The sequence below is a fragment of the Arthrobacter sp. LT660 genome (genome assembly GCF_056172845.1).
On record NZ_CM149651.1, the window covers coordinates 3,067,130 to 3,084,050 of the forward strand.

Here is a 16,921-nt window from a genome sequence, read left to right on the forward strand (position 1 = left end):
ATCATTATTTTCTGTATCCATGAGAATCTTTAATGATGGATGTCTCCTCCGAGCAGTTGCGCACCCTGGCCGCGGTCGTGGACACCGGCACCTTCGATGCCGCGGCCGCCGTCCTGAACGTAACGCCGTCGGCGGTCAGCCAGCGCATCCGACAGTTGGAACGCTGTGCGGGAACGGTGCTGTTGCGCCGGACCAAACCGGCCGGCACGACGGCGGCCGGCGACGTGCTGCTGCGTCTGGCCCGGCAGCTGGAGGCGCTGTCCGCTGACGCGGCGCTGGAGTTGCGGGGTCCGGGAGGCGGCCCCGGAGCCGACCGGGCACGCATCGCCGTCGCGGTGAACGCGGATTCGCTGGCCACGTGGTTCGGCGGCGCGCTGGGCGAACTGGCCGCCGATCCCGCCCTCGAGCTGGAGGTCATGCGCGAGGACGAGGGCCTCTCCGCGGAGCACCTGCGGACCGGCCGGGTCATGGCGGCGGTGACCACCAGCGACCGGCCCATCCAGGGGTGCACCTCGGTCCTGCTCGGGACCCTGACCTACCGCGCCATGTCGACCCCGGAGTTCGCCGCCCGGTGGTTCGGGCCCGCGCGGACGGCGCGGGCCGGCGGCGGCCATCCGCTCGGGCGGGCCCCGGTGGTCCACTACGACCGCAGCGACGGACTGCAGTGGGGCGTCGTCCGTGGCGTCGCCGGCGCGGAAGCCTCCCCGCCGTCGCACTACGTCCCCGATTCGGCCCTGTTCGTCCGCGCCGTGGCCGCCGGGCTGGGATGGGGGATGGTGCCCGCCGGGCAGGCCCCGGACGACGGCTCGCTGGTCATGCTCGACGACGCGTGGTCGAGCCCCGTGCGCCTCTACTGGCAGCGCTGGAAGATCGAGACTCCCGCGTTGTCGCGCGTCTCGGCCGTGGTGTCCCGCGCCGCGTCCCAGTGGCTGGGCCTCGGTTAGACCGCAGCGACGAGGTGCGGATATTCCGCGGAACGGTCCTGGAACTCGAGGATGGCCTGATTGGCGATTTCGCCGTCGCGGATCTCGATCGCGCGCCGGATGGTCTCGCTCGCGTCCCATCCCGCGGGACCCTCGAGCACGGGGCGCAGGAACGGCATCAACGCCTCGCTGACCTCCCACGTCGCGGAGTTCCACAGGTACGACGGCGTGTGGTCCACCCCGTAGTAGTGGATGTGGTCGCCGACGTCGAACATCGGATCCTGGAAGCTGGTGGGCCGGGCCCAACTGAACCCCATGCCCTCGTCGCAGGACACGTCCACGATCAGGCTGCCCGGCCGGAACTCCGCCAGGTCCTCCTCGTTGAGGTAGGTCAGCGGCGCGTTCGGGTCCTGCAGGGTGCAGTTCACGATGATGTCGTGCTCCGCGAGGTACGGGGCCAACGGCAGGCGACCGCGGTCCGTGATGACCTGGCTGAGGTACGGGGCCTCGTCGGCGTGGTCGAACTGCGTGATTCGCACCGAATGGATGGGGGAGCCGACGGCGGCCACGCCGCGGCTGGTGAGGACCTCGACGTCGTGCACGCCATGCGCGCTCAGCGCGGTCACGGCGCCGCGCGCGGTGGCGCCGAAGCCGATGACGACGGCGGTGAGCCGGCGACCGTAGACGCCGGTGGTGCCGATCAGCTCGAGAGCGTGGAGGACCGAGCAGTAGCCGGCCATCTCGTTGTTCTTGTGGAACACGTGCAGGCCGAACCCGCCGTCGGACGCCCAGTGGTTCATGGCCTCGAACGCGATCAGCGTCAGCCGCTTGTCGATGGCCAGCTGCGTGACGGCGCGGTCCTGGACACAGTGCGGCCAACCCCAGAGGATCTGCCCGTCGCGCAGCTCGGCCAGGTCCTCCGGCTGCGGCTTCGGAAGCACCACGACGTCGGCCTCGGCGATCAGCTCCGCGCGGGAGGCGAGCCGCCACACCAGGGGCGCGAGCTGCGCATCGGAGATGCCGAAGCGCTCCCCGTACCCGTGTTCCAGGATCATGCGCCCGCGCAGGTCCGCGTCGATGCGCTCCAAATGGAGCGGGTGGATGGGCAACCGGCGTTCATCCGCCTTGCGCGTGGTGGCCAGGACGCCGATGCTCAGGAGCGACACGGGTGCTCAGCGCTTCTTGGTGACGGTGACGATCTCCGAGGCCGCGGCCCCGGCCGCCTTGGCCTTCTTGTCGTTGCGCTTTTCCTTGATGGACTTGGCGGCGACCTTTTTGGCGGACGACTTGTTGGGGGATTTGTTGGCCATGGTGAGCTCCTCGCGGAAGCAAGTGCTACTGCTTCCTTACAGGAGCAAAAGTTGCTCCCTATCGTTGAGACTACGGCACCGCACCCGGACAACGTGCCGTGGCTAGGATGGACGGCGATGGAAAACCCAACGCTGACCCCCAAGCCGACGCGCGCACCCCGGGCGCTGACCGAGGTCCTCAAGCCCTTCGTCGTCGCGGCGTTCGTCGCGCTGCATCCCGGACGCATTCTGTGAAACACAGTCTCCCGGACACGGACCTGACGGTATCCACGGCGGCCGGCGCGGTGCGCGGGACGGAGATCGGCGCCGGCGCCGGTGGTGGCGACCGTGCCGGCGCCGACGGCGGCGTGCGGACGTGGCGCGGCATTCCCTACGCCGCGCCCCCGGTCGGACCCCTGCGCTTCCGCGGACCGCAACCGGTGGCCCCGTGGTCCTCGGTGCGCGCCGCCACCCGTTTCGGCGACGCGCCGCCGCAGCTCGTCCGGTCGCGCAACGTGGGCGCCGGCCGGCATCCCGTCAGCGAAGACTGCCTCACCATCAACGTGACCGCGCCGGCCAAACCCGGGCCCGAACCGCTGCCGGTGATCGTGTGCCTCTACGGGGGCGGGTTCCTGATCGGCTCCTCGGCGGCGCCGGTGTACGGAGGCGGGCGGCTCGTCGCCGCCGGCGGCGTCGTCTACGTGTCGCTGAACTACCGCGTGGGCGCCCTGGGCTTCCTGGACCTCACGAGCTACGCGGACGAATCGCACCCCTTCGAGTCCAACGCGGGCCTGCGCGACCAGCTCGCCGGACTGCGGTGGGTCCGGGACAACATCGCGGCCTTCGGCGGCGACCCGGAGAACGTGACGCTTGTGGGGCAGTCGGCCGGAGGCACGTCCGTGTTGACCCTGATGGCGGTGCCCCCGGCGGCCGGGCTGTTCCACCGCGCCGTCGCGCTCAGCCCGGCACCGGCGTCGGTCTATGGTTCCGAACGCCACGCGGCCTGGGCCCGGACATTCGTGCGGACGCTGGGGATCGACGACGAGGACGCGGCCCGCGCGCTGATCCACCTGCCGTGGCGAGAGCTCGTGGGCGCGCTGGACAAGCTCTCGCCGTGGCTCGGGAGGGCGGTGAACCGCGACCCGATGCCGGCGTCGCCCGTGGTGGACGGGGACTTCCTGCCCCGGCGCGTCATCGACGCCTTCCAAACCGGCGCCGCGCACCGCGTGCCGCTGATCGTGGGCAGCACCGCCCGCGAGGGCGCGCTCTTCCGCTACCTCAACGCGCTTCCTACGTCGCCGCAGCGGATCGAGCAATCGATCCTGCAGTCCGAACCCGACGCGTGGGACCGGATCCGCGCCGGCTACCCGCGGTTCCCGCGGCGGGACGCGGTGATCGACATGGTCGGCGACGGCATCTTCTGGCACCCCGGCGTGCAGATCGCGCAGGCGCACTCGCGGTTCGCCCCCGTGTGGTCCTACCGCTACGACTTCGACACGCCGGCCCTCCGCCTCGCCGGCCTGGGCGCCACCCACGGGACGGACCTGCCGGCGCTGTTCGGCGAACTCGAAACGGACACCGGGCGGTTCTTCACGCTGCTCGGCGGCCGGGAGGAGGCGGCCCGGCTCAGCGCCCGGTACCAGGGTGCGCTGCTGGACTTCGCCCGGCACGGCGACCCGGGCGGCGGCTGGCCCACGTACGACGACGTCGCGCGCCGCGTGCGTATCTTCGACACCGAGGACCGCATCGAGTCGGATCCCCGCCGCGGGCGTCGCCTCGCCTGGGGCGACTACCGGGGCTTCCTGTAGAAAGGGAGGCATGACGGAAACAGATCCCGCCGCGCCGCGGCCCTTCGAGGCCGCGCTCCAACTGCGCTGGTCGGACCAGGACCTCAACGGACACGTGAACAACGCCCGCATCGTGACCCTGATGGAGGAGTCCCGCGTGCTGTGGACCCGTTCCCTGGCGGTGAATCCCGCGGCCGCGGGAGGGGTTGTGGTCGCCTCGCTGACCGTCGACTACCGTCGCCAGGTGGACTACGGGCCGGAGCTAACCGTGCGGGTGGCCGTGGAGCGCGTCGGGACGAAGTCGTTCACCGTGCGGCACGTCGGGGTGCAGTCCGGAGAGGTCGCCTTCGAGGGTTCCTCCGTGATGGTCGCGATGGAAGCCGGCGGCAGGTCCTCGCGGGCGTTGACGGAGCAGGAGCGGGCGGTGCTCCGGGAGCATCTCCCGCCGGCGCCCGGGAACTGACGCGACGGCGGGGACCGGGCGCCGGCGGCGCTAACCGGACCGGCGGCGGGCGCCCGGTGGAGCGGCGGCGATCCGGAGCGGGCCCCTGGCCGTGCGGCCGTCCACCACCTCGCCGCGTTGCATCACGACCACCACGCCCTCGTCGGCCAGGGCGAACGCCGCCTCGCGCACCTCGGGCATCAGGCGGCGCCATTCGCTTTCGCCCGTGGCCCTCGCGACCTCGGACGGGCAGAAGGTCCTCCCCGCTGCGCGCGAGCGCGCGAACTCGACGACCAGAGCGCGGAGACCGGAGTCGTCCATGGTGCCCCCTTCGTCGGAAACTGGCATCATCCTCGCATGGACAGCGAACCGGAGGACAGCGAACCGGACCGGTTCTTCGTCCACGGCGGACGGCGGTGGCGCCGCGCCGACCCGAGCCTCCCGGACGCCGTGCGCCGTGAGCTGCTATCACACCTGGGCCGGGCGCGGGCCGACGTGAAGAAACAGAAGCAGGCGGACCATCGGGCGGCGCTCGCCGCTGCCCGCCGCAGGGTCCAGGCGGCCAAGGAGGGACTGGGGGAGCGCGGAGAGTCGTGGTGGGAGCAGTCGCCCGAGGACCGCAGGAGGCGGTGGAACGCGGCTCGAGGCGCTGGCAGCGCCGCCGTCGTCTGCGCCGCCGTCGTGACCGCCGCCGCGGGGACGCGCGCTACGCCGGGACGGGCTGGCAGGACGGGCAGAAGTAGATGATGCGCTCCGCCGCGCCCGGTGAGCCCGGGCCCGGCGCCTCGCCCAGGTCCGCCCGCTGGATCCGGGTCCGGCACCGCTTGCAGGCCCGGTGTTCGCGCCCGTAGACCCAGGTGGCGGCGTCGCCGGCCGCGGGTCCACCCGTGGTGCTGCGCCGGCTACGATCCTTGTTGGCCTCCAGGAGGGTCTTCGAGAGCGCGACGATCTTCGCCAGGTTTCCCACGGAACCGACGGGCGTCGCCGGGTGGACGCCCGCCAGGAAGCAAATGTCGCTGCGGAAGACGTTGCCGATCCCGGCCAGGTTCCGCTGGTCCAGCAGGGCGACGCCGACGGCCCGCCCGGGCGCCCCCCGCAGCAGCTCCAGCGCACGGCCGGCGTCCCAGTCCGGTCCCAAGAGGTCGGGACCGAGGTGGCCGACCATGTCCTCCTCCTCGGCCGTGGGGCGCACCTCCAGCAGCCCCAGCGAAAAGCCGACGGCGGCGTGGTTCCGCGTTCGCAAGACGCAGCGGGCCGTGTGGGCGGGCCTGCGCCAGCGTTCGAAGGCGCCGTCCGGCGCGCGCCCGTAGACGTGCCACGTGCCCTCCATTTTGAGGTGCGAATGGATGGTGTGGCCGCCCGCGCGGATCAGCAGGTGCTTTCCGCGGGACAGGACTGCCGAGACGGTTTCGCCGGAGAGGTCCGCCACGGCATACCTGGGGACGCGGAAGTCCGTCGACTCCAGCACGCGCCCCTGGATCGCCGCACGCAGGACGGCGGCCTGCCGGTAGACGGTGTCTCCCTCGGGCATCGGGTCCCCCTTCCGGTCGTTCCGCCGGGTGCGGACACCAGCCAAGGGTACGACGCCGAAAAGGGCGGCCACGGCGCAAGGCCGGGACCACCCTTTTCGGCGCCTCTGCGGACGACCTCCCGTGTCGGGAACTACGCGGCCGCGGGGAGCACGAACGCGGAGTCGATGTTGATGGTGACCTTGTCGCCCACCAGCACGCCGCCGGCTTCGAGCGCCGCGTTCCAGGTGATGCCGAAGGCCTTGCGGGAGATCTGCGTGGTGGCGGAGAAACCGGCGCGGGTGGCGCCGAACGGATCGACGGCGACGCCGCCGAACTCGACGTCGAACGTCACCGGGAGGGTGGTGTCCTTGATGGTCAGGTCGCCGGTGAGCTGGAACTCCTCGGTGGTGCCGGTGGCGCCGGTGGACTTGAAGGTCATGTTCGGGAACTGTTCGACGTCGAAGAAGTCGGCGCTCTTGACGTGGCCGTCGCGGTTGTCGTCGTTGGAGTCGAAGGAGGCGGTCTTCACGACGGCCTTGACGGAGGAGGTTTCGAGGGAGTCGCCGACGACCAGGGTGGCGTCCGACTCGGTGAACTGGCCGCGCACCTTGCTGATGCCGGCGTGGCGGACGGTGAAGCCGACCTCGGTGTGGGCCTGGTCGAGGTTCCAGGTGCCGGGGGTGAAGTTGATCGTCATGGTGACTCCTTCTGTTGGGTACCGGCTGGGACCGGAATTTGTATGCTTATACATATAGTTTTGCACGGATAGATTGAAGTGTCAATGAATTGCGGGAAAATTCTTCCCTCCGTTTCGGTGGCGCGCGGGGGGCTCACAGGGAACGCGCCACACGCACCGGATTGCCGACGACGACCGTGTTGGCCGGCACGTCCTTCGTGACCACGGCGCCGGCGCCGACGATGCTGTTTTCCCCGACCGCGACTCCGGGCAGGATGGTGGCGCCGCCCCCGATCCACACGTTGTCGCCGATGGTGATCGGCCTCGCGGCCTCCAGCTTGTCCCTGCGCGACTGCGGCTCCAGGGGATGAGTGGGCGTCAGCAGTTGGACGTTGGGCCCGATCTGGCAGTCCTCGCCGATGGTGATGGGGGCGACGTCGAGTGCCGTGAGGTTGTAGTTGACGAACGTGCGCGCGCCGATCGAAATGCGGGTCCCGTAGTCGACGAAGAGCGGCGGCTTGACCTCCGCGCCTTCTCCGAGGTTCCCGATCAGTTCGGCGAGGATGGGCCGGGCCGCGGCGGCGTCGCGGGCGTAGGCGGCCAGGTAGTCGTTGGCCAGGCGGACCGCGCGCTGGGCCTCGCGCGCGCTGTCCGGATCGTCGGCGATGTAGAGGTCGCCCGCCAGCATGCGTTCACGGTTGGTCCGGGGGTCGCCCGCGAAGTAGTCGGCCATGGTTAAGACCGTACACACGCGGGCGCTCAGGTGGGGCGGGGCAGCGGCACCAGCTCCACGTCGCGGAGCCGGCCCGCATTGGCGACGGCCGTCATGTAGGTGCACACCGGCTGGCGGCGCCGGTCCGTCGGCGATCCGGGGTTGAGCAGGCGAAGACCCCCCGGTGCCGTGGTGTCCCACGGGATGTGGCTGTGCCCGAACACGAGGACGTCAACATCGGGAAAGAGCGCGGCGCAGCGCCTCTCGCGACCGGTGGCGGCACCCGTTTCGTGGACCATGGCGAAGCGGACGCCCTCGATGTCCACCCGGGCCACCTCCGGCAGGCGCGCGCGCAACCCGCCGCCGTCGTTGTTGCCCCAGACGCCGACCATCCGGGCGGATCGCCGTTCCAGCTCGTCCAGCGTCGCGGTGTCCACCCAGTCTCCGGCGTGGAAGACGACGTCGGCCGCCTCGACCGCCTCCCACAGCTCCGGGGGAAGGGCCTTGGCCCGCTTGGGCAGGTGGGTGTCCGCGACGAGGAGGAGGCGCTGGCTCATGCGGGCATCCTCTCACGCCCGCACTCCGGCGTTTCGCCTGAGGTAGATGCCCCACCCCCGCGTTTCGACTGAGGTAGATGCTCGAATCGGGCCCGAATCCGACATCTACCTTCGTCGAAACGGGAGGGGAGGGCATCTGGGTCCGTCGAAAGGCGCCGGGTGCGGGACCTAGACTGCAGCAGTGAGAGAATTCCTGGCGACCGTGGGTCCCGCGTTGGACCTGCTGGGCTGGGTCACGCTGTTCGGTGCGGTCACCTTCTTCGCCTGGGCCTGGCTGGCCGGCCGCGGAATGCGGCACTGGCGAGTGGCCGTGGCCCGCGTCGCGACCATGGACGGCGAGCGCTGCGTGGTCTGGGAAGCGTCCGACGGCGCGCCCGTCACCCGCCGTCTGGCCGAGGACCAGCTGCCGGGGGTCGGGGACGGCGAAGCGGCCACAGTCTACCAGCGCGGCACGGGCAGGATGCATTGGAGGACGACGCCCCCGGAGAACCATGCGGGCCTGTTGCGGGTGATCGGCTGGGCGATGTTCGGCCTGGCCGTCGCGGCCAACGCCCTCGGACTGCTGGACGCGGCGCTTCTCGACGGCGTGTAGGGCGTCGGCGGACCGGCACGCGGCCCCGCGATCTTCCCGCTACCTTCCCGCGCGAGACCGGGTGGGGCAGACTCGGGGGTGTGGGCCGGCGCGGTCCCCGAATGAACCCCAGGGTGGAGGGAGCCGCAGCATGGCCAGAGTCGTACTGGTCGCGGGAGCGTCGCGCGGCATCGGCCGGGCGGTCGCTGAGGCCTTCGCCGCCGCGGGCGACGTCGTCGCCGTCCACTATTCGTCCAACCGGGCAGCCGCGGAGGCGACCACGGCAGCCCTGCCGGGCCGGGGGCACCTGAGCGTGGGCGGGGACCTGACCGATCCGGACCAGGCGCTCGGCATCGTGGAGGAGACGGTCCGCCGGGCCGGCCGGGTCGACGTGCTCGTCAATTGCGCCGCGGCCGCCATGGTTCCGCATCCGGTCGTCTCCACCGACTACGACGCATGGCGCGCGGCCTGGAAATCCACGCTGGACGTGAACCTCGTGGGGGCGGCCAACCTCGCGTACTGCGCGGCGCGGCAGATGATCGCGCAGGGCGACGGCGGCAGCATCGTCAACATCGGTTCCCGCGGGGCGTTCCGCGGCGAGCCGGAGCACCCGGCGTACGGGGCCAGCAAGGCGGCGCTGCATGCGATGGGCCAGTCGCTGGCCGTGTCCCTGGCCCCGCACAACATCTCCGTGACCTCGGTGGCACCCGGGTTCGTCGCCACCGAACGGACGGCGGACCGGTTGGCCGGCCCGGAGGGCGAAGGCATCGTGGCCCAGAACCCGATGGGACGCGTCGCGAGCCCCGCGGAGGTGGCCACGGCGGTCCACTACCTCGCCTCGGGCGGGGCGGTCTGGGCCACCGGCGCCATCCTGGACCTCAATGGCGCGTCGCACCTGCGGACGTGATGGACGACGTCGGCGGTTACGGGGACGGGCGGCCGCGCACCTTCGGCGGGGAGGAGGAACTGCTGCTGGTGGACCTCGAGACGCATCGGCTCTGCCGCGGCGCGCACGCCGTGATGGTCGCGGACGCCGCCAAGCGCCGCGCGATCGGCCTCTCCAACGACCGCCGGACACCGGGGGCGCGGACTCCTGAACGCCTACAGGACCTTGGACAGAAAGGCCTTGGTGCGCCCGTGCCGCGGGTCGTTCAGGACCTGCCGCGGATCGCCGGACTCCACCACCACGCCGTCGTCCATGAACACCAGGGAATCGGCGACCTCGCGCGCGAAGCCCATCTCGTGCGTGACCACCACCATGGTCATGCCGCTGGCGGCCAGCTCCTTCATGACTTCCAGGACCTCGCCCACGAGCTCCGGATCCAGGGCGCTGGTGGGTTCGTCGAAGAGCATCAGCTTCGGATCCATCGCCAGCGCCCGGGCGATCGCGACGCGCTGCTGCTGCCCGCCTGAGAGATGGGCGGGGTAGTAGTCGGCCTTGTCGCCGAGCCCCACCCGCTCCAGCAGTTCCAAGGCCCGGGCCGTGGCGATCGCGCGGGACAGCCGCTTGACGCGCATCGGCGCCTGGATGATGTTCTCGAGGGCGGTCATGTGGGGGAAGAGGTTGAAGCGCTGGAAGACCATGCCGATGTCGCGGCGCTGGAACGCGGCCTCCTTCGGCTTGAGCTCGTAGATCCTGTCGCCCTTCTGCCGGTAGCCCACCAGTTGTCCGTCCACGGACAACCGCCCCGCGTCGACGCGCTCGAGGTGGTTGATGCAGCGCAGGAACGTGGACTTCCCCGAACCGCTCGGCCCGACGATGCACAGGACCTCGCCGGCGTTGACGGCCAGGGTGATGCTGCGCAGCACCGTGTGGTTCCCGAAGCTCTTGGACACCCGGTCCGCCTGGACCATCGCTTGGGGGCTCATCCCTTGCCTCCCGTGTCGATGGCCGCGATCGCGTCCGGCTCGGCGCCCGGAGGGGTCTGCGCGGCGGCGCGCCGGCCGGTCCCGCGGGCGAAGCGCTTTTCGATGAAGTGCTGCCCCACCATCAGGATCGAGGTGAACAGCAGGTACCAGATGGACGCGACGATCAGCAGCGGCACCGGCGTGAACGTCACGGCGGAGATTCCCCGCGAGATGCCGTACAGGTCGATGCTCAGCGGGATGGCCGCGACCAGCGAGGTGGTCTTGAGCATGGAGATCACCTCGTTTCCGGTCGGCGGGATGATGATCTTCATGGCCTGCGGAACCACCACGAAGCGCATGGTCTGCCCCCACGACATGGCGAGGGCCGTGGACGCCTCCTCCTGTCCCTCGTCGACGGAGAGCAGTCCGGCCCGGACGATTTCGGACATGTACGCGGCCTCGTTCAGCGCCAGCCCGATCACGGCGGTGACGAAGAGGTTGGTGAAGATCCCGTTCTCTATCGTGACCCACGGATCCATGAACGGGATGCCGATCGTGAAGACCGGGTAGATCAGCGCGACGATTCCCCAGAAGACCAGCTGGACGTACACGGGCGTGCCGCGGAAGATCCAGAGGTACAGCCACGCGACGCCCTTGAGGACGGGGTTGGGGGAGAGCCGCATGATCGCCAGCAGGAGTCCCAGGGCGATCGCGATGACCATGGAGTACACCGTCAGCTGCAGCGTGACGAGGGCGGCCTCGCTGATCCGCCGGTCGAAGAGGTACTTTCCGACGTCGGCCCATCCGTACTCCTCGCGCTGGGAGGCGTCGACGACGAACAGCGCCAGCCCGAGCACCAGCACGACGGCGATGAACATCCGCCAGGGGTGGCGCAGCGGGATGGCCGTGAGGGGCTCGCCGGCGTCCCCGGCGCCGAGTGGGGAATCGGGAGGCGCAAGCACCCCGCGCGTCTGGGGAACCACGTTCGGCTAGCCCTGTGCGGCGACGTTGAGCGCGGCGTCTTCCACGCCCCCGCTTTCGACGCCCCATTCGGCGAGGATCCGCGTGTAGGTTCCGTCGTCGATGAGCGACTGCAGCGCCTCCTGCAGGACCGGCGTGAACTCGCTGTCCTTGTCCACCGGAATCCCGTAGGGAGCCACCTCGAAGGCGTCTCCGGCCGTCTGCAGCTTCTCCTTGGTCTTCGAGATCGCGTACAGCGTCACGGGCGAATCGGCGCTCATCGCGTCCACCTGTCCGATGACCAGTGCGTTCGTCGCCTGGTCCTGGGCGTCGTACCGGAACATCTCGATGGGCTCCTTGCCGGCGTCGGTGCAGGCCTTGGACTTCGCCGGGACCTCGTGCGTGTCTTCGTAGGTCGTCGCCTGGACGGCGACCTTGAGGCCGCACGCGTTGTTGGGGTCTACCGTCTTGCCCTGCGGCGAGGCCCATTGGATGCCGGCGGAGTAGTAGTTGACGAAGTCGGCCTGCTTCTCGCGCTCCAGGGTGTCGGTGAAGGAGGACATGCCCATGTCCGCCTTGCCCGCCTTGATGGAGGGAAGGATGTTGTCGAACGTGCCGATGTCGAAGTTGACATCGAGGCCGAGCCGGGCGCCGATCGCGTTCGTGAGGTCGACCGACCAGCCGTCGGGATCACCGTTCGGGTCCTTGAACTCGTTCGGCGGATAGTTGTTCGCCATGCCGACGTTGAGCACTCCGGCCTCCCGGATGGAGTCCGGCAGCAGCGCGGCGATCTCCTCGTCCTTCTCCACGGTGATCGCCTCGGACGAACCGGATGCGCCGGCGGCGCCTTCCGGCGCCTCGGCCGCGCTGTTGTCGACGCAACCGGCCAGCAGCAGGACGGCGGCGGCGGCGATGGCGGGGATGCAGTGCCTGGATCTCATGTGTGTTCCTTAGTCCGTGGTGGATCGGCCGCGTCGAGCGGGGCGGATCGGGAGGCGGTGCGGTGCGCGGTGCGGTGCGCGGTGCGGCGCGGGGGATCCCGGCTGCGGTTGCGGCGGTGAATCGGACCGTAGGTCGGTCTGGGCCCCTGAAAGGCTTCCGGGCCTCTTGTCTTGGACCCGGCGCTAGTGGCGGAGCCCACTGCCGCCATCGTACGCCCGCGTGGCGCACGCCACTGTCACGCGACACTCGTGGACTCCGCCCTCCGGTGGTATTCTCTAGAATCGAAACTATGTTCTAAGGGGGTGGGTGGCGTGTTCGGAGTGGATCCCGCACCGCGCGGCGCGCCGGACCCGGAGGGCGGCACGCCGGGCGAGGCGACCGGCTTCCCCTCGCCCGCGCGCGACTACCTCCAGGGCGGGATCGACCTCAACCGCCACCTGATCCGCGACCGCACCTGCACGTTCGTCATGCGGGTCGCCGGGAACTCGATGGCCGCCGCCGGCATCTCCGACGGCGACGAGCTGATCGTGGACCGCTCGCTCGCCCCGCGCGACGGGTCCGTCGTCGTCGCGGTCCTCGACGGCGAGCTGGTGGTGCGCCGCCTGAGGCTCACCGGGCGCGGCGCGCGGCTGGACACGGACGACGGCGGCCCGGGCACCGACCTCGCGGAGCTGGCGGACCTGACGGTCTGGGGCGTCGCGACCCGCTGCCTGCACCATGTCTGACGGGGAGCGGTTCGAGGACCGGGCCGGGGCGCGGCCGCGGGAACAGATCGCGCTGGTGGACGTCAACAACTTCTACGTCTCGTGCGAGCGCGTCTTCGATCCGTCGCTGGAGGGACGCCCCGTCGTCGTGCTCTCCAACAACGACGGCTGCGTGGTGGCGCGCTCGGCCGAAGCCAAGGCGCTGGGGATCAAGACGGGGGCCCCGTGGTTCCAGATCTCGGCGTCCGCCGCGTCGTGGGGGCTGGTGGCCCGCTCGAGCAACTACGAGCTGTACGGCGACCTGTCGGCGCGGGTGATGGAGGTGATCGGGCGCTTTGGCGTCTGGCAGGAGGTCTACTCGATCGACGAGTCGTTCCTGGGGTTGGCCGGATCGGCGGCGGACCCCGTGGAGGCGGAGTCGCGGCTGTTGGAGACGGCGCGGACCGTCCGGGCCGCCGTCGCTCGGCACGTCGGTGTTCCGGTGTGCGTCGGGATCGCGCCGACTACCGGTACAGGCGAGTATTCGTTAGTAGCCTATTCGACCTGATCCCATTGGATCCCGTCGTGGAATAAGTAAGAAGGTAGTTTTCAGAATGCTCCTGCGTAGCCCGTCCGCGTCCGCAGGGGGAACCTTCACTGGGACGGTCCACTCTAAGCCCAATGCATTCGGTTGTGATACGTCGCAATTTATGACAATGAATGAGACGCCCGCGCATCAGCGGGCGTCTCATCTTAACCAGTATGGATCTGCGTCAGTCTGTGCGGATCAGGCACCAGGCTTTACTGAAGCGTTGCGCGTCAAGGTCGGACTGCCGCATCCAGACTTCAAGATTGCCGACATCACCGAACCAACCTTCCAGGAAAGTCCAGCTTTCAATGTCCAAAATCAATCGGTATTGATCTCCGTCGTCAAGCGGAAGCACATTTTCGAAGACCTCAACGGCGAGGGCACTGTTGCGATCCGGATGTCCATATACATGGCTGTAGGGAATGGGTTCCGAGATATCGGTGACCTGCCGTTGGTGCATCCATGTGCGTTGCAGGTCCGCGCCAGCTCTTTCGACCTGGGTGAAGAGCTTCTTGTCCGAATCCACAAAATTGTGGGCACCCGGAATCGTGTATCCCGGCATGGTCAGGGCCACTTGGCATACCTCGCTCGGTGTATCCAGGTCCTTCGGGGCATCAATCAGGACCGATCTGTCGGGTTCCGGAATCCAACGCACCACCCATCCACCGTTGGCCTTGTCCTCGGCTTCGAAACCGAAGGATTGAAGGTCGTGAAACACTTCGAGCACGCCTGTCTTGGGCAATCCCTCGCGCAGATCCGGCCACGTAGCCTTGTCGTCGGGGTGCGCGGTTCCATCGACCATGGCAAGATCCAGGGCAATCACGTGTGCCAGCGGTTCACCGTTGCTGTTCCGCGGCCACCCCTCCAGGGGTGCTGCGGCAGGTCCGCCAAACCAACACAGTTGGGCGCCTTCCGGCCAGACCTCGCGCAGTTCTTGATCGCCCGGTTCGAACGATTGCTCCGTAATGACAGGTGCGTAAGCGACGTCAACGGATTCGCCATTGACAATGCTTCTCAGCCATTCGTGTGCGCCCGGGTACGGGGCATGCACGGGAACCATGGAAAATTTCGACATATCCACCATCCAATCAAGTTTAGCGACGGCTTGCGAGCTACCCCGCGGGAGCCCGCAAGCCGGCGACGCGTGTGTTTAGAGCTTCACGCCACACAATTTGAGCAAATCAACACCAATTCGGTGCTGTTGCGTGAAGCTGAGTGAATGGAGGTGATTACGCATGGTGTTTCCACCGGATCTAATGCCAAAGGCATTGACGTTCTTGCGCGCCATCCAGCTATTGACGCATTTTTGATGTACTCGGGTGGGAATCTGGATGAGGTTCTGTGGATTGTGGATCGCTCGCGGGTCCCAGCTCTTCTTTTTTATGGTTGCTTGTTCCACGATATGGTGCCATTGGTAGCCTGGCTTTGCATTGCCGAATTTCCCCTTGAAGCGGGCGAACGTGGTGAATCCATTTCGAACCGTATAGGCCATCCCCGCGCGGATGGCCGTTCCAACGAAGGCTCGAAGAACATGTGGTGCGAGGGCTCGAGCTGCCAGCCCTAACCCAATTGCTATCAGTGGGAACGGATCCGCCGTTACAGGGAATGTAGCATTCGTGGTGTCAACGGACTGCACCAGTTTTCCGGCTTCAACAGGGAAGCTCTACGCCTTTTGAATCCACGGCCCATGGCCTATGCATTGCGATTGCGTGTGCGCAAACGGAACTCAGACGAACATATATGGCATCGAATCCGTCGCACCATCCCGATAGGGGCCTGTCCGGATTGGCATCCCGGACCGTTCCGTAAGGGGGTCCTCTTACGGAACGAGCCATCCTCTGACCTGCAATTTAAGAATTTTTTGGATTCACAGGAAAGTCGACAGTCCCGTAACCCCCGTCCGGTGAAGTGACCGGTGACCGGGCGTGAAACGGAACGCTGCAGTGGGTAGATAAACACCCGCCTGAAGGTGAATGAATTTGGTATGGAAGCCTATCCAGGTCCTGTCGTGAGACGGATTCGAGGGTAGTCGGTCCAGTCGTGGCCGCTGTGGGCACTCCAGCGTTCCGCGGCATAGACGGAGATGCCCAAGAGTTCAGCCAAGACCGAGGGTGGCAGATCGCGGGCGAGGCTCATGAGGGCAACATTCCTCGCGGCGCGAAGGTTGATGCCTCTGCGTGCCAGCGGTCCCCTGATTGTCGCGGTCGTGAGGTGGCGGCCTGCTCGCCGGCCCTTGAAGATCCAGATGTTGCTCTCCAGGTCCGCGCCGGATTTGGTGTCCAGAAGTCGCCTTAGCAGCGCGCCGAGTGCTGCGGGAAGCTTGATCGGTTCTGTGCCCAGGGATAGGTAGGTGATGTCACCCTCCAGCGTGACGGCATCGCGCCGAAGCGAGACAACGCGGGTCAGAGCCGTTCCGTAGACGATGGCAAGCAGCCCGCCGACACGCACCTCCAACCTAAGGTCCTCGGAGGTGAGCAGATCCTTTGCCCAGGCCCATCGTTCGTCCTCGGTAGCACCCGAGGTTCCCAAGCTGCTTTTCAGGTATTCGCTGCGCAGGCGCGTCAATCTTTGGGTGCTCGCCCAGCGGATGAACGGCGTGAGTTGTTTGCCGGCCCTGCCGTGTGTTGCCACATAGTCGTCGAAGGTGCGCTGGGGGACGGTGCCCAGATCCAGGCCGTGGTCATTGAGCGTGTCGAGCATTTCGCAGACCGCGATCAGGTGGGCCTTGGATTGCCTGTGGCGGAGGCTTTCGTCCGTGGTGCCCAGGTGCGCGGCATCGGCAAACCGCGGATTGACGATCCACGCGGCATATTGTTTGAGAAGCGATCGGTTGGCTGGGTTGGGCAGTGCGGCGAAGTATTCTTCTTCCCACACTTCGAGCCGAATACGATCGAAATTTTCGGTGGGGACGACCCCGGATTCCATGAGCAGGGCGGCGAGGTACCCGGTCGCACCCCCTGCTCGGTGTTCGGCTATGGCGCGCAAGGATATGGGTGTTCGGTTGGTTGCCATGTCGTGGACGACGCGCGCCATCGGGCTGCGTCGGATCCAACTGATCACTGCATCGGCGTTGTGCGGCCGTATGGTTTTGTGAGACAGCTTATTAGGAGCCCTCACTTAGATGCCCGAGCGTAAGAAGTACAAGCAGAAGTTCAAGGACGATGCCGTGGAGTTGGTGATTTCCTCTGGTCGTCCGATCGCGCAGATCAGCGTCGATATCGGCATTAACGAAGGCACGCTGGGTAACTGGGTGCGTAAATACCGTGCCGATCATCCGGAGCGTTTCACGGCGGAGGAGAAAGCAGCTGTGCCGTGGGAGGAACATCAGAAAGCACTGGCCGAGAACGCGAAGCTGAAGCAGGAAATTGAGTTCCTGGGAAAAGTCAGCGCCTTCTTTGCAGCGAAGCAACGGTAGAGGATTACTACCGGTT

General features: G+C 68.0%; 21 protein-coding genes and 1 pseudogene. 9 read left to right on the plus strand and 13 right to left on the minus strand.

The window, feature by feature from the left end; genetic code table 11:
* Positions 1-32 precede the first annotated feature (32 nt).
* Positions 33-944, plus strand: coding sequence for a LysR family transcriptional regulator ArgP (locus tag AC0QSG_RS14280; protein WP_475375896.1), 912 nt, complete (start codon positions 33-35; stop codon positions 942-944).
* Here AC0QSG_RS14280 and AC0QSG_RS14285 read toward each other — a convergent pair.
* Together AC0QSG_RS14285 and AC0QSG_RS14290 are read right to left on the minus strand one after the other, a co-directional pair.
* Positions 941-2,089: a N(5)-(carboxyethyl)ornithine synthase gene (locus AC0QSG_RS14285; RefSeq protein WP_475375897.1), complete on the minus strand. Its 1,149-nt coding sequence runs from the start codon at positions 2,087-2,089 to the stop codon at positions 941-943. The two genes, AC0QSG_RS14280 and AC0QSG_RS14285, sit on opposite strands and share 4 nt — an antisense overlap.
* A gap of 6 nt (positions 2,090-2,095) precedes the next feature.
* Complete coding sequence (locus AC0QSG_RS14290) at positions 2,096-2,233, minus strand: hypothetical protein (RefSeq protein WP_435728641.1); 138 nt, start codon at positions 2,231-2,233, stop codon at positions 2,096-2,098.
* A 230-nt stretch (positions 2,234-2,463) separates the two neighbouring features.
* Here AC0QSG_RS14290 and AC0QSG_RS14295 point away from each other — a divergent pair, with 230 nt between their 5' ends.
* Both AC0QSG_RS14295 and AC0QSG_RS14300 read left to right on the plus strand, forming a co-directional pair.
* A complete protein-coding gene (locus tag AC0QSG_RS14295) occupies positions 2,464-4,020 on the plus strand; it encodes a carboxylesterase/lipase family protein (protein WP_475375898.1) in 1,557 nt (518 codons plus the stop codon).
* A 10-nt stretch (positions 4,021-4,030) separates the two neighbouring features.
* A complete protein-coding gene (locus AC0QSG_RS14300) occupies positions 4,031-4,462 on the plus strand; it encodes an acyl-CoA thioesterase (RefSeq protein ID WP_435728643.1) in 432 nt (143 codons plus the stop codon).
* A gap of 30 nt (positions 4,463-4,492) precedes the next feature.
* On the opposite strand, the gene AC0QSG_RS14305 is transcribed toward AC0QSG_RS14300, so the two are convergent.
* Positions 4,493-4,762: a DUF3253 domain-containing protein gene (locus AC0QSG_RS14305; RefSeq protein WP_475375899.1), complete on the minus strand. Its 270-nt coding sequence runs from the start codon at positions 4,760-4,762 to the stop codon at positions 4,493-4,495.
* Between the two features lie 36 nt (positions 4,763-4,798).
* On the opposite strand from AC0QSG_RS14305, the gene AC0QSG_RS14310 reads away from it, so the two are divergent.
* Positions 4,799-5,188 carry a 2-polyprenylphenol hydroxylase gene (locus AC0QSG_RS14310; protein ID WP_475375900.1) on the plus strand — a complete coding sequence of 130 codons (390 nt, stop codon included), beginning with the start codon at positions 4,799-4,801 and terminating at the stop codon, positions 5,186-5,188.
* Here AC0QSG_RS14310 and AC0QSG_RS14315 read toward each other — a convergent pair.
* The 4 genes from AC0QSG_RS14315 to AC0QSG_RS14330 all read right to left on the minus strand — a co-directional run bounded on the left by AC0QSG_RS14315 (position 5,148) and on the right by AC0QSG_RS14330 (position 7,897).
* Positions 5,148-5,972, minus strand: a complete 825-nt coding sequence (locus AC0QSG_RS14315; RefSeq protein WP_475375901.1) for a DNA-formamidopyrimidine glycosylase family protein — start codon at positions 5,970-5,972, stop codon at positions 5,148-5,150. The two genes, AC0QSG_RS14310 and AC0QSG_RS14315, sit on opposite strands and share 41 nt — an antisense overlap.
* 131 nt (positions 5,973-6,103) lie before the next feature.
* Positions 6,104-6,649, minus strand: coding sequence for a YceI family protein (locus AC0QSG_RS14320; RefSeq protein WP_475375902.1), 546 nt, complete (start codon positions 6,647-6,649; stop codon positions 6,104-6,106).
* 133 nt (positions 6,650-6,782) lie between these two features.
* The gene (locus AC0QSG_RS14325) at positions 6,783-7,361 is read right to left on the minus strand and encodes a sugar O-acetyltransferase (RefSeq protein WP_475375903.1); all 579 of its coding nucleotides are present in this window, start codon (positions 7,359-7,361) and stop codon (positions 6,783-6,785) included.
* Positions 7,362-7,387: 26 nt separating this feature from the next.
* The gene (locus AC0QSG_RS14330) at positions 7,388-7,897 is read right to left on the minus strand and encodes a metallophosphoesterase family protein (RefSeq protein WP_475375904.1); all 510 of its coding nucleotides are present in this window, start codon (positions 7,895-7,897) and stop codon (positions 7,388-7,390) included.
* 181 nt (positions 7,898-8,078) lie between these two features.
* On the opposite strand from AC0QSG_RS14330, the gene AC0QSG_RS14335 reads away from it, so the two are divergent.
* A complete protein-coding gene (locus tag AC0QSG_RS14335; protein ID WP_475375905.1) occupies positions 8,079-8,489 on the plus strand; it encodes a hypothetical protein in 411 nt (136 codons plus the stop codon).
* Positions 8,490-8,619: 130 nt separating this feature from the next.
* A complete protein-coding gene (locus AC0QSG_RS14340) occupies positions 8,620-9,375 on the plus strand; it encodes an SDR family NAD(P)-dependent oxidoreductase (RefSeq protein ID WP_475375906.1) in 756 nt (251 codons plus the stop codon).
* 194 nt (positions 9,376-9,569) lie between these two features.
* Here AC0QSG_RS14340 and AC0QSG_RS14345 read toward each other — a convergent pair whose 3' ends face one another.
* Genes AC0QSG_RS14345 through AC0QSG_RS14355 form a run of 3 tightly spaced genes read right to left on the minus strand, consistent with a single transcriptional unit; the run spans position 9,570 to position 12,217 of the window.
* Positions 9,570-10,337 carry an amino acid ABC transporter ATP-binding protein gene (locus AC0QSG_RS14345; protein ID WP_475375907.1) on the minus strand — a complete coding sequence of 256 codons (768 nt, stop codon included), beginning with the start codon at positions 10,335-10,337 and terminating at the stop codon, positions 9,570-9,572.
* A complete protein-coding gene (locus AC0QSG_RS14350; RefSeq protein ID WP_475375908.1) occupies positions 10,334-11,299 on the minus strand; it encodes an amino acid ABC transporter permease in 966 nt (321 codons plus the stop codon). Before AC0QSG_RS14350 ends, AC0QSG_RS14345 begins: the two co-directional genes overlap by 4 nt.
* Before the next feature lie 6 nt (positions 11,300-11,305).
* The gene (locus AC0QSG_RS14355) at positions 11,306-12,217 is read right to left on the minus strand and encodes an ABC transporter substrate-binding protein (protein WP_475375909.1); all 912 of its coding nucleotides are present in this window, start codon (positions 12,215-12,217) and stop codon (positions 11,306-11,308) included.
* Between the two features lie 321 nt (positions 12,218-12,538).
* On the opposite strand from AC0QSG_RS14355, the gene AC0QSG_RS14360 reads away from it, so the two are divergent.
* Together AC0QSG_RS14360 and AC0QSG_RS14365 are read left to right on the plus strand one after the other, a co-directional pair.
* The gene (locus AC0QSG_RS14360; protein ID WP_475377322.1) at positions 12,539-12,943 is read left to right on the plus strand and encodes a LexA family protein; all 405 of its coding nucleotides are present in this window, start codon (positions 12,539-12,541) and stop codon (positions 12,941-12,943) included.
* Positions 12,936-13,448: pseudogene (locus AC0QSG_RS14365) on the plus strand (Y-family DNA polymerase); the annotation flags it as partial. The gene AC0QSG_RS14360 and the pseudogene AC0QSG_RS14365, both read left to right, overlap by 8 nt.
* Before the next feature lie 226 nt (positions 13,449-13,674).
* Here AC0QSG_RS14365 and AC0QSG_RS14370 read toward each other — a convergent pair.
* The 3 genes from AC0QSG_RS14370 to AC0QSG_RS14380 form a co-directional block, all read right to left on the minus strand.
* Entirely contained in the window at positions 13,675-14,574 is a 900-nt protein-coding gene (locus AC0QSG_RS14370) for a DUF1963 domain-containing protein (protein WP_475375910.1), read from the minus strand.
* A 66-nt stretch (positions 14,575-14,640) separates the two neighbouring features.
* A complete protein-coding gene (locus tag AC0QSG_RS14375) occupies positions 14,641-15,126 on the minus strand; it encodes a hypothetical protein (protein ID WP_475375911.1) in 486 nt (161 codons plus the stop codon).
* A gap of 356 nt (positions 15,127-15,482) precedes the next feature.
* The gene (locus AC0QSG_RS14380) at positions 15,483-16,550 is read right to left on the minus strand and encodes a hypothetical protein (RefSeq protein WP_475375912.1); all 1,068 of its coding nucleotides are present in this window, start codon (positions 16,548-16,550) and stop codon (positions 15,483-15,485) included.
* A 61-nt stretch (positions 16,551-16,611) separates the two neighbouring features.
* Between AC0QSG_RS14380 and AC0QSG_RS14385 the strand changes: the two genes are divergently transcribed.
* Entirely contained in the window at positions 16,612-16,905 is a 294-nt protein-coding gene (locus AC0QSG_RS14385; RefSeq protein ID WP_475375913.1) for a transposase, read from the plus strand.
* Positions 16,906-16,921 lie beyond the last annotated feature (16 nt).